Source organism: Paraburkholderia sp. J7, from assembly GCF_905220155.1.
In the GTDB taxonomy this organism is placed as follows: domain Bacteria; phylum Pseudomonadota; class Gammaproteobacteria; order Burkholderiales; family Burkholderiaceae; genus Paraburkholderia.
Map to the genome: position 1 here is coordinate 240,552 of NZ_CAJMYZ010000007.1, position 14,543 is coordinate 255,094.

The following is a 14,543-nucleotide window of genomic DNA, read 5'->3' on the forward strand; positions in this document are numbered from 1 at the left end:
CTGGTTCCGGTTGGCGATTAGCGCTTGCGCACGAGCTGGTACGGACGGATCAGATAGAACACCGAAGCGATGCCGCTCCAGATATGCACCATGCGCGTGAAGGGCGAAACGAGGAAGATCGTGAAGCCGAGCGCGATATGGGTTTGATACACGAGCGGCACGCCGTCGAGCAGCGCGGCGATATTTGGGCGGAACGTCACCACGCCTTTCACGTAGTCGGTGAGCTGTTCGAACATCAGGCCGTCCATGTGGCGCGCCGAGAGCACCACGGTCGCGAGGCCGAGCGCGAGTTGCGCCCACAGCATGAACACGATGAGGATGTCCGACGGCTTGCTGTTCACGCGAATGCGCGTGTCGCCAAGCCGCCGCACGATCAGGATCGTGAGGCCGACAATGGCGAAGCTGCCGGCCACGCCGCCCGCGACCATCGCGAGCAACTGGTGAACGGTGGCCGAGATGAACGGCGCGACGAGCCAGTGCGGCGCGAGAAAGCCGACGAAGTGACCCATCACCACGACGAGAATGCCCCAGTGGAACAGATTGCTGCCAAGCCGCAGCGCGCCGCGCCGCAGCAGTTGCGACGAATCGCTCTTCCACGTGTACTGCTCGCGGTCGAAGCGCACGAGCGAGCCGAACAGCAGCACCGCAAGGCAGATGTACGGATAGATGCCGAACAGAAACTGATGAAAGTAATCGCCCATGACGGCTCCTTGCTTGCGGTGTTCGAACGGCGTGCCTGGGTAGCGTGTGTTGCCTTGCTAGCGCGGTGCGCGGCGCGGGTGAAACTCGACCGGTGCGACGGCAGGGCGCTCCGCGCCCATGAATTGCACGGGCTCATCAGCCCAGGCCGCGTCGAGCGCTCGCAGATGCTCTTTGTCGTGCGGCTTGCCTCCGTCGTCGTCGTGTGCCGCTTCGGGTAGATCCGCGCCGCCCGCGCCCGCGAGCGGCAGCAGCGCGCCGATCACATATGCGTAGTGGCTGTTGCGCCGGCTCAGTTCCTGCGTAATCGATTGCAGGATCGCGACGGTCTCGCCAAGCAGTGCGCGCGCCTCGTTCGTCTCCAGAATCGAGAGATATTCGAGGAACACGGGGAGGTAGTCAGGCAACTGGCCGGGCTGCAGCAACATGCCGTGCTTCTCGTAGGTCTGAACGAGGTCGATCATCGCCTGGCCTCGATCGCGCGACTCGCCGTGTACGTGCTCGAACAAATGCAGCGATGTTGCGCGGCCGCGGTCGAACAACGCGACGTAGTTTTCCTGCAGCGCAAGCAGATCGCGCGAGCCGAGATAGTCGAGGAAGCGCTCCAGCTTCTCGCGCGCCTCGGCGCCGAATGCGCGCTCGCTGCGTACGATCGCGCGTAATTCATGCACGGCCTCGATGAGCGACGCATCGGGGTATTCGAGCAGCGACGCAATGAGCCGGTACGTCATGGGCTGGGGACGAGCGGCGAACATGGTCAGATCTCCTGAATGGGAATCTTGCGATGCCCACTCTTCGGTGCGAACAGGCTCGCCTCCGATTTACCGTCCGAGCAGCCGTTGCCGAACGTGAAGCCGCATGACGAGCGCAGGTCGAAGGCGTTTTCCGCGTATTCGCGGTGCGTGGTGGGAATCACGAAACGATCCTCGTAGTTCGCAATCGCGAGATAGCGATACATCTCCTCGACCTGTGCGAGCGACAGTCCCACTTGCGAGAGGACCTGCGGGGCATCCATGCGGTCAACATGGCGCGCACGCATGAACGCGCGCATGGCGAGCAGGCGTTCCAGCGCGACCTGCACCGGCTTTTCGTCTCCGGCGGTGAGGAGGTTCGCGAGATAGCGCAACGGAATGCGCAGCGAATGCACGTCGGGCAGCCATCCGTTCATGCCGAGTTCGCCGCTGTTGGCCGCCGCGTTGATCGGCGAAAGCGGCGGCACGTACCAGACCATCGGCAGCGTGCGGTACTCGGGGTGCAGCGGGAATGCAATGCGCCAGTCGATCGCCATCTTGTAGACGGGCGAGCGCTGCGCACCGTCGATCCACGCCTGCGGCACGCCGTCGCGCGCGGCCTGCTCGATCACGGCCGGATCGAACGGGTCGAGGAATACGTCGAGTTGCGCCTGGTAGAGATCCTTCTCGTCGGCGACGCTCGCGGCCTCGCGAATGCGATCGGCGTCGTAGAGCAGTACGCCGAGGTAGCGAATGCGTCCCACGCAGGTTTCCGAGCACACCGTGGGTTGACCCGCCTCGATGCGCGGATAGCAGAAGATGCACTTCTCGGCCTTGCCGCTTTGCCAGTTGAAGTAGATCTTCTTGTACGGGCAGCCCGAAACGCACATGCGCCAGCCGCGGCACTTGTCCTGATCGATTAGCACGATGCCGTCTTCCTCGCGCTTGTAGATCGAGCCGGAAGGGCACGCGGCCACGCATGCCGGGTTCAGGCAGTGCTCGCACAGGCGCGGCAGATACATCATGAAGGTGTTCTCGAACTGACCGTAGATATCCTTCTGCACGTTTTCGAAGTTATAGTCCTTCGAACGCTTTTCGAACTCGCCGCCCAGAATCTCTTCCCAGTTCGGACCCCACTCGATCTTCTCCATGCGCTCGCCGCTCACGAGCGAGCGCGGTCGCGCAACCGGCGTGGCCTTCGTGTTGCCCGCTTCCTGCAAGTGCGCGTAGTCGAACGTGAAGGGCTCGTAGTAGTCGTCGATTTCCGGTAGATGCGGATTCGCGAAGATCTGCGCGAGCAACCGCCACTTGCCGCCCAAGCGCGGCTCGATCTGGCCATCGGCCTTGCGCACCCAGCCGCCGCGCCAGCGCTCCTGGTTCTCCCACTCCTTCGGGTAGCCAATGCCAGGCTTCGTCTCGACGTTGTTGAACCACGCGTATTCCATGCCCTCGCGGCTCGTCCAGACGTTCTTGCAGGTGACCGAGCACGTGTGACAGCCAATGCACTTGTCGAGGTTCAGCACCATCGCGATTTGCGCGCGCACTTTCATGAGCCTTCTCCTTCGCGAACGGCCGCATTCACAGCGGCAGGCAAGGGACCAACGGGCGTTTCCTCCGTGTCGAGCCAGTCGACGTTCTTCATCTTGCGCACAATGAGGAATTCATCGCGGTTCGAGCCAACTGTGCCGTAGTAATTAAAGCCGTAAGCGAGTTGCGCGTAGCCGCCGATCATGTGCGTAGGCTTGAGCGAAATGCGGGTGACCGAGTTATGAATGCCGCCGCGCGTGCCCGTTATTTCGGAGCCCGGCGTGTTCACGATTTTTTCCTGTGCGTGGTACATCATCACCATGCCGCGCGGAATGCGCTGGCTCACCACGGCGCGCGCGCAGAGCGCACCGTTCGCGTTGAAGCATTCGATCCAGTCGTTGTCGACCACGCCGATCTGCGCGGCGTCCTGCTCCGAGATCCACACGATCGGGCCGCCGCGCGAAAGCGTGAGCATCAGCAAATTGTCGGTGTAGGTGCTGTGAATGCCCCACTTCTGGTGCGGCGTGATGAAGTTGAGCGCCAGTTCCGGATTGCCGTTCGAGCGCGTGCCCGCCATTTTTTCGTAACTGCCCGTTTCGATGGGCGGCTTGTAGACGCACAGCGCCTCGCCGAAATCGCGCATCCACGTATGGTCCTGATAGAGCTGCTGGCGGCCGCTCAGCGTGCGCCAGGGGATCAGCTCGTGCACGTTCGTGTAACCCGCGTTGTACGACACGTGTTCCGACTCGATGCCGCTCCACGTTGGCGACGAAATGATCTTGCGCGGCTGCGCCTGGATATCGCGAAAGCGGATCTTTTCGTCGGCGCGAGCGTCGGCGAGATGCGCGTGCTCGATGCCCGTGAACTTCGAGAGCGCTTCCCACGCTTTCTTCGCCACCGCGCCGTTCGTTTCGGGTGCGAGCGAGAGAATCGTCTCCGCGGCGTCGAGCGCGGTTTCGATGCGCGGTCGGCCCTTCGCGTCGCCAGCGTCTTCGGATTGGTCGCGATAGTTCAGCGCGCCGAGTTCGTGCACTTCCTCCTCGGTATTCCAGCTAATGCCCTTGCCGCCGTTGCCGAGCTTGTCCATGAGCGGCCCGAGCGACGTGAAGCGGTGATACGTCTCGGGGTAGTTGCGTTCGAGCGTGACCACGCCCGGCATGGTCTTGCCAGGAACCGGCTCGCATTCGCCGCGTTTCCAGTCAGTCACGCAGAAGGGCTGCGCCAGTTCGCCTGCGGCGTCGTGCGCGATGGGCGCGAGCACCACGTCGCGCTCCACGCCGAGATGGCCGACGCTCAGTTCGGAAAAGCGCTTCGCGATGGCCTTGAAAATGTCCCAGTCGCTGCGCGCCTGCCACGCCGGATCGACAGCAGCGGAGAGCGGGTGGATGAACGGGTGCATGTCGGACGTATTCATGTCGTCCTTCTCGTACCACGTGGCGGTGGGCAACACGATGTCCGAGTACATACAGGTGGTGGACATGCGGAAGTCGAGCGTGCAGAGCAGGTCGAGCTTGCCCTTGGGCGCTTGCTCATGCCAGACGACCTCTTCGGGACGCGGCACGCCGTCCTTCACCACTTCCTCGCCCTGCACACCGTTCGTTGTGCCAAGCAGGTGCTTGAGGAAGTACTCGTGCCCCTTGCCCGACGAGCCGAGCAGGTTCGAGCGCCACACGAACAGGTTGCGCGGGAATACGGCCGGATTGTCGGGGTCTTCGCAGGCGAGCTTGAGGCTGTCGTCTTTCAGTCGGCGCGCGACTTCGGCGCCGGCTTTCGAAGGGTCTTCGAGCGAGCGGCCCAACTCCAGCGGATTGCTCGCGAGTTGCGGGGCGGAAGGCAGCCAACCCATGCGCTCGGCGCGTACGTTGTAGTCGATCGGCGCGCCGTGGTAGTCGGCCTTGTTTGCGAGCGGCGAAAGTAGGTCCGTGGGGTTCATCGGGTCGTAGCGCCACTGGTCGGTATGCGCATAGAAGAACGATGTGGCATTCATCTGGCGCGGCGGCCGGTTCCAGTCGAGTGCGAACGCGAGCGCGGTCCAGCCTGTTTGCGGGCGCAACTTTTCCTGGCCCACGTAATGCGACCAGCCGCCACCGGACTTGCCGACGCAGCCGCACATCACGAGCATGTTGATGATGGCGCGATACGCCATGTCCATGTGGAACCAGTGATTGATGCCCGCGCCGATGATGACCATCGAGCGGCCTTCGGTCTTGTCGGCGTTCTCGGCGAACTGGCGCGCGACGTTGATGACGTCCGCGCGCTTCACGCCGGTAATCGCTTCCTGCCAGGCAGGCGTGTAAGGCACATCGTCGTCGTAGCTATGCGCGAGGTCCTTGCCGCCCAGGCCCTGGTCGAGCCCGTAGTTCGCGACGAAGAGATCGTAGACCGTAGCCACGAGCCGCTCGCCGGCGGGTGTTGCCACGCGCCGCACGCCAACGCGGCGGCTCAGCACCGGTCCATGCGAGGTGTGCGGGAAATGCGGATGCGCGACGTTGCCGAAGTAGGGGAACAGCACGTCCACCACGTCGTCGTGCCTTTCGACGAGCGAGAGCGCGGGCTTGAGCGGTGCGCCGTCAACACCTTCCTCGCGCAGGTTCCACTTGCCGCGATCGGCGCCTTCCTGCTGGCCCCAGCGAAAGCCCACCGAGCCGAGCGGCACCGCGAACTCGTTCGTCGCGCTGTCGATCACCACGGTCTTCCATTCGGCATTGTTCTCCTGCGCGAGTGCGCCTTCGAAGTCGGACGCGCGCAGATAGCGGTCGGGCACATACTGACCGTCGCGCTCGACGAGCGTGACAAGACAGGACATGTCGGTGAAGCGGCTGCAATAGTCGGCGAAATAGGTGCTGTTGCCGGCGAGGTGATACTCCTTCAGGATCACGTGGCCCATGGCGAGCGCGAGTGCCGCGTCGGTGCCTTGCTTGGGATGCAGCCAGATGTCGCCGAACTTCGCGCCTTCGGCGTAGTCGGGGAAGATCGAAACGATCTTCGCGCCGCGATAGCGCGCTTCCACCATGAAGTGCGCGTCGGGCGTGCGCGTTTGCGGCACGTTCGACCCCCACATCACGATGAACGATGAGTTGTACCAGTCTGCGGATTCGGGCACGTCGGTCTGCTCGCCCCATGTTTGCGGCGAGGCAGGCGGCAGGTCGCAGTACCAGTCGTAGAACGAAAGGCACACGCCGCCGATGAGCGAGAGATAGCGTGAGCCGGCCGCGTACGACACCATCGACATGGCGGGAATGGGCGAGAAGCCGATCACGCGGTCCGGGCCGTGCCGCTTGATGGTGTGCACGTTCGCGGCGGCCGCGATTTCGAGCACTTCGCTCCAGTCTGCCCGCACGAAGCCGCCAAGGCCGCGCCGCGTTTGATAACTTTTGCGCGCGTCGTCGTCGTCGACAATGGCGGCCCACGCGGCAACGGGGTCGAGCGTACGGCGCTTTTCGCGCCACAGCTTCACGAGTGCGCTGCGGACGAGCGGATACTTGAGGCGATTGGCGCTGTAGAGATACCACGAATACGATGCGCCGCGCGAGCAGCCGCGCGGTTCGTGGTTGGGCATGTCGGGGCGCGTGCGTGGATAGTCGGTTTGCTGCGTTTCCCACGCGACAATGCCGCCCTTTACATAGATCTTCCACGAGCACGAGCCCGTGCAATTCACGCCGTGTGTAGAGCGCACGATCTTGTCGTGCTGCCAGCGCGTACGGTACGCCTCCTCCCATTTTCGGTCTTCGTCTGTGACGGCGCCGTGACCGTCAGCGAATTGTGTTCTTGCCGCAGTGAAGTAACGCAGACGATCCAGAAAATGGCTCATGGCATCTCCAGCGTGTGGGCGCGTCCGGGACACCGGTATTTAAGAGGAGGAATTAGAAGATGTAAAGGGAATGAATGTAATCTATTTCGACGTATTCACGTGAACATATCGATTGCTTGCAATATTTGTCGGGAAGATGACGAAACGTCGATTATGCGAAACGCACGTCAGCATAGGGATATGTTTGGCAACGATTCAAGTTTCAAAACTTTCTTTCATTGAAGGAAATCACCTTGATTTTGCGGATAAACTAGTCGATTGAGTAGTGCGTGACTTTTTCTCGATTGCGTTATCGAGGTGAAAATGATTCGTAAATCAAAGCGCAAAAAGGCTTCTGATTTTTTGTGATGAATTGAGATTTGCTCCGCCAGGCATTGAATTGCGCACTCGTTGTGCGCGCACGAATCAGAAACGACCATTTCCGCGTGATTCGCGAGCCAGACATACTTCAACGCGCGTGATCGCGCAATGCCTGCGCCGTTTGCGGATTGGCGGGAAAGAACGCTTCGATTGCCAGTTCGGAAAGCGTGATGTCGACCGGTGTGCCGAACACGGTGGTCGTGCTGTAGAACGCCAGCTCGCCAAGCATCGTGCGCACGCGCAGCGGCACGGCAATGTGATGCGCGATCGGCTCGCCGCGCGCCTCCCCGACGCCGGGCGGGGTGGGATACGACGCGAGCTCCTCGTGCAGCGCGGCGAGCGCGGGGTCGGCGCTCGCATCGATCTGACGCTGCAGGCGCGTCAGCAAATGCGCACGCCACGCGTGCCAGTTGACGATGCGCGGCGCCATGCCTTCCGGATGCAGCGAAAGCCGCAGCGCATTGATGGGCGCGGCGAGCAGCGCGGGCGAAGCGTCGCCGATGAGCGGTGCGAGCGAGCCGTTCGCGGCGACGATATTCCAGTGGCGGTCCACTGCTACGGCAGGATAGGGCTCGTGCCCACGCAGCACGAGATCGACCGCCTCGCGCGCGGCGGCGAACTGCGGGTCGTCGAGCGCCCGCTCGCGATAGAGCGGCGCGTAGCCTGCCGCCATTAGCAGCGCGTTGCGCTCGCGCAGCGGCACATCGAGTTGCTCCGCGAGATGCATGACCATCTCGCGGCTCGGTAGCGCGCGGCCCGACTCGACGAAGCTCAAATGGCGCGTGGAAATCTCGGCTTCGGTGGCGAGCAGCAGTTGGCTCATGCGCCGGCGCACGCGCCAGTCGCGCAGCATTTCGCCGACGCTGCGGCGCACAGTGCCGGACGGCGTTGCAGGGAGAATGGAAGCGAGCGTGTTCATGTCGCCGATTCTAGCGAAACGCGTGGGCGAAGCGATTACGTATGAGGTAAAGAAACGCCCTGGCGCTGCCGACATCGGATATATGAAAACCTTGGGTTTATGTCCCTGCTGCATGCGTGGACGACGTTTACCGTGTGCCGCGCAATCGCCTAGAATGAAAAATCTCACGTACTGTGGCGTCGCGCTGAGGAGACAGCCATGAGGGAAACGGTTGCTGCTTATCTGCTCGGACCAGGCGTCATGTTGCTGGTGTGTGCGGTCATGTGGGCCGTGTCGCGCCGCAGCAGCGGCACGCTCGAGGCGCGCCTGACTCGCTGGCTCGACGCGCATCGGCCGCACGGCATGCGCCACAAGCATTGAGCGTGCCAGCGTCGCGGCGGTTTGCGCGGTTTTGTGCGGTCGTGTCGTGGCATCGCGAGCGGATCGCCGCAGCGCCCGTCAAGTCAATTCCATAGCATTCCGAATTAATTGCCGGCTTGGTTTCCGGGTTCGTTTGTTTCGCTCCGGCGTACGTCACGCCCTTGCGCGTCACGCTTCGTCTGCCGTTCCCGCATCAATTCGAGGGAACTGACCGTGCGCCCTGCGGTCATTCCGATATTGCATACCGGAGCCCTCCATGACCCGTCCCGCCGATTCCTTCATCATCTTCATCGCCCGCATCGCGCTCGCCATTCTGTTTCTCTGGGGCGGTGCCATGAAGCTGCTGGGGTACGCGGGGTTCGTCGGCTACCTGCACTCGAAGGGCGTGCCGTACGCCTCGTATGGCGCGATCGTGGCGACCGTCATCGAGCTGCTCGGCGGCATTGCGCTCGTGTTGGGCGTGCGCACGCGCGCGGTTGCGTTCCTGCTGGCCCTGTACGCTATCGTCACGGCGATACTGGGCCATGACTTCTGGAACGTGACGCAGGCGGCGGCGCAGCAAGACGCGGTCATTCACTTCTGGAAGAACGTGGCGATCGCGGGCGGTTTCCTGTTGTTGAGCGTGACGGGCGCGGGACGTGCTTCCGTTGATGGCATGCGCGCGCCGCGCGGCGGCCTGCGAGGCTGACGCCTTTCTTTGTATGGCGCGGCGCGAGTGTCGAATCACAACCACCGGGCAACCGGGTGTAAAGGGAGCAGGCCTTGATACAGAACTTCGACTTCAACGTGGCAGGCAAGACCGGGCAGTTCTGCGCGAGTCTTGCGGAGGACGGCACGCGGCGCGTGTTCATCAGCTATGCGGATACCGCGAAGACACTGGTGATTCTCGACGCCACCGGGATTATCGGCGCGCTCAAGGCTGAGCTCGAAGAGCCCGACCAGCTGATTGCCCACGCCATTCGCAAGGCGCAGAACGATGGCTTGATCGCCCGCGCGATCGACTCCGGCACGATCCAGGAGGCGTCGCTGTAATTTGGCACCGCAGTTCGCCATCACAGCCCGTCACGACAACTCGCACTGCATCAGCGCGATTCCGGCTCGTTCATCCGCGCAGGCGCGGCATGGCGCACGCCCGCATGCGCCGGATCGGTTTTCACAAACCACGCGAGCCCGGCCGCCGTGAGCAGGAGTGCCGTCGAGACCGCAGTTTCCGCACGCAGGCCGGCCACCACCTGGGCCGCGAGCGCGCCGCCCGCGAGCGCACCGAACGCCGCCACTCCCACCGCACCGCCCGCCTGACGCGCCGTATTGAGCAGCGCCGAGGCCGTGCCCGCGCGCGCGGGTTCGACCGAGGAAAGCACGGCCGTCGTCATCGCCGGCACGGCGAGGCCCATGCCCGAGGGAATCAGCAGGAAGGCGAGCAGCACGAAGGCGAGCGGCGTCGCGGCGTCCACGCCGGCCAGCAGCGCATAGCCCGCACCCGCGATCAGCGCGCCGACGATCATCGGCCGGCGCGTGCCGTAATGCGCCACCACATGGCCGCTCACGATATTCGAGAGCAGGAACCCGCCGGTGAGCGGGATGAACGCGAGGCCCGCCTGCAACGGCGTTTCGCCGCGTGCATGCTGCAGGTAAAGCGCGAGCACGAACACGGTGCCGTAATACGTGAGATTCACGCAGATGCCGAACAGCACGGCCGCGCTGAACGTGCGGTTGCGCAGCATGGCGAGCGGCACCATGGGGTCGCGCGTGCGCGCTTCGAGCGCGACAAACGCAAAGCCCGCCACGAGCGCGAGCGCAAAGCCACCCGTCACGGCCCAGTGCGCGAAGCCGAGCGGCCGCCATTCGATCACGGCGCCCGTCAAGGCCGTGAGCGCCACGATGGCGAGTAGCTGGCCGCGCACGTCGAGGCTGCGCGCGGCGGGCGCGCCGGCAGCGGCGGATTCGCGCTTGTGGCGGCGCGGCGCCGGAATCCACGCGAGTGTGGCCCACAGGCCGGCCGCGCACAGTGGCAGGTTGACGAGGAAAATACTGCGCCAGCCGAATGCAGCGATCAGCAGGCCGCCCGCCACCGGGCCCGCGGCGATCGAGATTGCGCCCGCGGCGGTCCAGAAACCCACAGCGCGTGCCCTCAGCCCGCGGTCGTGGCGGCACGCTTCATTGAGCAGCGCAAGCGAGTTGGGCAGCATGGCCGCCGCGCCCGCGCCCTGCACCGCGCGGGCGGCGATCAGCATGACCGGATTGGCCGCGAGCCCGCAGGCGAGCGAGGCGAACGCGAACACGACAAGACCGGCGGCGTAAAGGCGGCGCGCGCCGTAGCGCTCGCCGAGCACGCCGCCCGAGAGCATCAGCACCGCGAAGGCGAGCGTGTAGGCGTCGACGATCCATTGCAGGCCCGCGACGTTCGCTTGGAGATCGGTTGCGACGCGCGCGAGCGCGATATTGACGATGGTCACGTCGAGCTGCGTGACGACGAACCCGATGCTGACGGTTGCGACGATACGCGTGAGCGCGGGCGTGAAATGGGCGGGGGCGGGGGTGGGGTGTGAGGTATTCATGCGCCCATGGTAGGACGCTCGCCGGCTTCGACGTTTCAGCGCGAGGTGAATCGTCGAAGCCGCCGGAAAAATGGTGCCGGACCGGGCGAGCGCTCAGTGTGCGCTCGGTGTGCGTTCAAAGCGCACGGAGGCGCATTTACGGCTCCCGGTGCGGGTCCTTGAAGAACAGCGTCGTGATCGCGCCGAGCACGCAGATCGCGGCCACGTAATAAGTGGGCGCGAGCGGCGCGGACTTCATCAGCAGTGCGACGACGATCGGCGTGAGGCCGCCGAACACGGCATACGCCACGTTGTACGAGAACGAGATGCCCGAGAAGCGCACCACGGGCGGGAACGCGTTCACCATCACATACGGCACCGCGCCGATCGTGCCGACCAGGAGCCCGCTCACCGCGTAGAGCGGCATGAGCATCGAACTGTCCACGGCGATCTGACGGAACAGCACGTAGTACGAGATCGCGAGCGCAATGCCGCCGATGGCCAGCACGCGGCGCGCGCCGAAGCGGTCCGCGAGTGCGCCCGCGCTCACGCAGCCTACCGTGAGAAAGAGCGTGGCCACGCAGTTCGCCAGCAGCGACGTGGTGGCGTCGAGATGGAACTGCTTCTGCAGCAGCGGCGGCGTCATGAGGATCACAACGACGATGGCGGCCGACAGCATCCACGTGAGCAGCATCGAGACGATCACGGCGCGGCCGTGGTCGCGCAGCACGGCCTTGAGCGGAATTTCGTCGGCGAGCGACTTGCGCGCCTTCATTTCCGCGAACACGGGCGTTTCGTGCAGCCACTGGCGCAGATACACCGAGAACATGCCGAACAGCCCGCCGATCAGGAACGGAATGCGCCAGGCATACGCGGCGATGTCGCTCGGGGCATAGTGATGATTGACGGCCGCGGCGATCAGCGAGCCGAGCAGGATGCCGAACGTGAGGCCCGCCGTGAGCGTGCCGCACGCATAGCCGATATGGCGGCGCGGCACGTGCTCGGAAACGAACACCCACGCGCCCGGCACCTCGCCGCCCACGGCTGCGCCTTGCAGCACGCGCAGCGCGAGCAGCAGCACCGGCGCGAGCACGCCGATCGAAGCAAAGGTGGGCAGGCAGCCCATGGCGAGCGTGGGCAGCGCCATCAGCAGCACGGAGAGCGTGAACATGCGCTTGCGGCCGAGCAGGTCGCCGAAATGCGCCATGACAATGCCGCCGAGCGGGCGCGCGAGGTAGCCCGCCGCGAAGATGCCGAAAGTCTGCAGCTGACGCAGCCAGTCGGGAATCGTTGCAGGGAAGAACAACTGGCCGATAGCCGGCGCGAAGAACACGAAGATGATGAAGTCGTAGAACTCGAGGGCGCCGCCAAGCGCGGCGAGCCCGAGCGTCTTGTAGTCGCTGCGGGTGAGCGCGCGCGCAGCGGCAGGCGTGCGCACGCCAATGTCTGTTGCTTGCATTTCCGAAAAACCAGGATGTTGTTATGTACGACGTTGCATGTAGCGCGTGAAGAACGCGTGCGGACGTCCGTGATGGCCGAATTTGCCTGGTGCGCGCGTGGCGCGGGGGCGGCGGTCGTCGGATAGGCGGGCGCAAGGGTGGGGGCACGGCAACAGCGCGTCCGCGCGGGTGGGCGGACGTGCCGACGAGTTCAGGCCAGCCGGAGATTCTACAGGAAGCTTGCCGGCCGCCAGACGCGGGCCTGGCCTGCGCCTGTCAGAGTGCGCTTGGGCGGCTGTGGGAAAGCGCTGCAGCCGATTGGATTTCGGACTCGTCCGATGGGCAGTTTTTGCACATCTCCACAAAATTGCACGCTTCGATAGTCGATTCATAAAAGGACCCACTATGCGCATCGCGATTTTCCAGCGCGACGCTGCCCATCGCCAGCAACTCGAGCGCGTGTTGACGCAATGCGGTCACGCCTGCGTTCAGTTCAGCGACGCGCTCACACTGGCGAGGACGCTGGCCGCATCGACGGTCGACATGCTCGTGCTCGACTGGCAGGGCTCGCAGGTCGCCGGCGCCGAGCTGCTGAGAACGTTGCGGGCGGTGAACGGCGGTCAGATTCCGGTGCTTTTCGTCTCGGAAGACGCGTCCGACGAGAGCGTGGTGCGCGCGTTTTCGGTTGGCGCGGACGACTTTGTGGGCCTGCCAGTGTGCCCTTCGGTGCTGCGCGCGCGCGTGAACGCGCTCTTGCGCCGCGCGTTTCCCGACCGCTACGAGAACATGACGATCGACGCGGGTCCCTATCACTTCGATATGCGGCGTCAGGCTGTCAGCGTGCATCGCAAGCCCGTGGAGCTTTCGACGACGCAATACCGGCTCGCCGCACTGTTCTTTTCGAACATCGGCCGGGTGCTCTCGCGCGATCATATTTACGCGATGGTGTGGGGGCGCGAGTTGCATACGTTGACCCGCACGATCGACAGCCACGTGTCGCGCCTGCGTCTGCTGCTGGAGATCGAGACGCCAAACGGGTTCCGGCTCCAGCCGGTATACAAGAGCGGCTACCGGCTACTGCGCTTGCAGGACGAAAATGAGGCGTTCGCCGCCGAAAATGAGGAGCTCGAGCCGGCTTGAGGCGACGCGCGTACCGTTATGCGGTTCGGCAAAAAAAGACGGCGGCACGCAATGCGTGTCGCCGTCTTTTTTGTTCGACGTGTCCGGTGCGGCGCGCGGCAGACTCAGCGCGCGAGGCCGAGTCCTTGCAGCACGGCGTTGCCTTCCGACGTGAGGCGGATGCGCGCGTCACCGGCGGCGTCTTGCACCTGCTCGACGAGGCCGGCTTCCTTGAGCATGGGAATTTCAGGTTTGGCGTGCGCGTCGATCGGCGCATGCAGCAGCAACAGGAGGGTCGCAAGCTCGTGGTGGCTGAGCAAACGGCGCAACAAGGTGCGGCGAACGGGCTTCGCACCGGGCGCTGCCTCGCTGTTGACCTGACTCGTCGTCTGGATCTGCGGATCTTGCTGGTTCACGGAACCTCCTGCTGCATGCGTTTCTTCTGAGTGAAGCGATGATGCGCACGAAGACTTAAGCGATTCTTAAAACGCCTGGCGAAAATGTGTCAGCGCGCTACACAGCGCGCATGAATGTAAAAGGCTGTAATAGACGGCCGTCAAACTGCGCAAAAGTACAAAAAAGCGCTTTCGGCACGCGCACGTCGCGGCTGCGGCGCAAGCCGCCCGTCAAATGCTCAAGGCGCGCAGGTTTTGCTCGCGCCCTCGATCCACAGGTTCGAGGCGTGGCGTTTGCCGGCGTAATAGCGGTAGGTCGTCGCGCCGTTGTCGGTGCGAACCTTGATGACGTTCGAGTCGCCGAACTCGAGCATCTGGCCTTGCGGCAGCGGCGAGGTGGTAAAGCTGGCGCCGTGGCGCTGGGCTTCCACGGTCAGGCACGAGATCACGTCCTGGACCGACCGGTTGGTTGTGGAATCGATGACCGGCTGACCCGCGTCCGGGTTGCTCTGAAACCACGCGCACGCGCCGAGCGTGAGCGAAAGGGCAAGGGGCACGGCAAGCTTCTTCATATTTCCCGGTATCCAACCAAATAGTCAGTCAATCATTATATCGGGAGCATCTCCCGTGCCACGGGGCTTGCGCA

At 64.0% G+C, this 14,543-nt stretch carries 13 protein-coding genes; 4 read left to right on the forward strand and 9 right to left on the reverse strand.

Annotated features, from left to right (window positions below):
- Positions 1-17: 17 nt before the first annotated feature.
- The 5 genes from narI to U5A58_RS14335 all read right to left on the reverse strand — a co-directional run bounded on the left by narI (position 18) and on the right by U5A58_RS14335 (position 8,047).
- The gene (gene narI / locus U5A58_RS14315; RefSeq protein ID WP_321934098.1) at positions 18-701 is read right to left on the reverse strand and encodes a respiratory nitrate reductase subunit gamma; all 684 of its coding nucleotides are present in this window, start codon (positions 699-701) and stop codon (positions 18-20) included.
- A gap of 57 nt (positions 702-758) precedes the next feature.
- Entirely contained in the window at positions 759-1,454 is a 696-nt protein-coding gene (gene narJ, locus U5A58_RS14320; RefSeq protein ID WP_321961888.1) for a nitrate reductase molybdenum cofactor assembly chaperone, read from the reverse strand.
- A gap of 2 nt (positions 1,455-1,456) precedes the next feature.
- Positions 1,457-2,980, reverse strand: a complete 1,524-nt coding sequence (gene narH / locus U5A58_RS14325; protein WP_321934100.1) for a nitrate reductase subunit beta — start codon at positions 2,978-2,980, stop codon at positions 1,457-1,459.
- The gene (locus tag U5A58_RS14330) at positions 2,977-6,768 is read right to left on the reverse strand and encodes a nitrate reductase subunit alpha (protein ID WP_321961889.1); all 3,792 of its coding nucleotides are present in this window, start codon (positions 6,766-6,768) and stop codon (positions 2,977-2,979) included. The genes narH and U5A58_RS14330 overlap by 4 nt, the downstream gene beginning before the upstream one ends.
- 448 nt (positions 6,769-7,216) lie before the next feature.
- A complete protein-coding gene (locus U5A58_RS14335; protein WP_321961890.1) occupies positions 7,217-8,047 on the reverse strand; it encodes a helix-turn-helix transcriptional regulator in 831 nt (276 codons plus the stop codon).
- A 198-nt stretch (positions 8,048-8,245) separates the two neighbouring features.
- Here U5A58_RS14335 and U5A58_RS14340 point away from each other — a divergent pair, with 198 nt between their 5' ends.
- The 3 genes from U5A58_RS14340 (at position 8,246) to U5A58_RS14350 (ending at position 9,439) form a co-directional block, all read left to right on the forward strand.
- Positions 8,246-8,407, forward strand: coding sequence for a hypothetical protein (locus U5A58_RS14340; RefSeq protein WP_321961892.1), 162 nt, complete (start codon positions 8,246-8,248; stop codon positions 8,405-8,407).
- Between the two features lie 256 nt (positions 8,408-8,663).
- Complete coding sequence (locus U5A58_RS14345) at positions 8,664-9,095, forward strand: DoxX family protein (protein WP_321911447.1); 432 nt, start codon at positions 8,664-8,666, stop codon at positions 9,093-9,095.
- A gap of 74 nt (positions 9,096-9,169) precedes the next feature.
- Positions 9,170-9,439: a hypothetical protein gene (locus U5A58_RS14350; protein ID WP_321961893.1), complete on the forward strand. Its 270-nt coding sequence runs from the start codon at positions 9,170-9,172 to the stop codon at positions 9,437-9,439.
- A gap of 50 nt (positions 9,440-9,489) precedes the next feature.
- On the opposite strand, the gene U5A58_RS14355 is transcribed toward U5A58_RS14350, so the two are convergent.
- Positions 9,490-10,965, reverse strand: a complete 1,476-nt coding sequence (locus U5A58_RS14355) for an MFS transporter (protein WP_321961894.1) — start codon at positions 10,963-10,965, stop codon at positions 9,490-9,492.
- Positions 10,966-11,101: 136 nt separating this feature from the next.
- On the reverse strand, positions 11,102-12,403 hold the full coding sequence (locus U5A58_RS14360) for an MFS transporter (protein WP_321961895.1): 1,302 nt from the start codon (positions 12,401-12,403) through the stop codon (positions 11,102-11,104).
- A 385-nt stretch (positions 12,404-12,788) separates the two neighbouring features.
- Here U5A58_RS14360 and U5A58_RS14365 point away from each other — a divergent pair, with 385 nt between their 5' ends.
- Positions 12,789-13,523, forward strand: a complete 735-nt coding sequence (locus U5A58_RS14365; protein ID WP_321961896.1) for a response regulator transcription factor — start codon at positions 12,789-12,791, stop codon at positions 13,521-13,523.
- A 104-nt stretch (positions 13,524-13,627) separates the two neighbouring features.
- Here the strand turns inward: U5A58_RS14365 and U5A58_RS14370 are convergent, their stop codons facing one another.
- Both U5A58_RS14370 and U5A58_RS14375 read right to left on the reverse strand, forming a co-directional pair.
- Entirely contained in the window at positions 13,628-13,918 is a 291-nt protein-coding gene (locus U5A58_RS14370; protein ID WP_415774224.1) for a hypothetical protein, read from the reverse strand.
- A 218-nt stretch (positions 13,919-14,136) separates the two neighbouring features.
- Positions 14,137-14,469, reverse strand: a complete 333-nt coding sequence (locus U5A58_RS14375; RefSeq protein ID WP_201697413.1) for a hypothetical protein — start codon at positions 14,467-14,469, stop codon at positions 14,137-14,139.
- Positions 14,470-14,543: the final 74 nt, after the last annotated feature.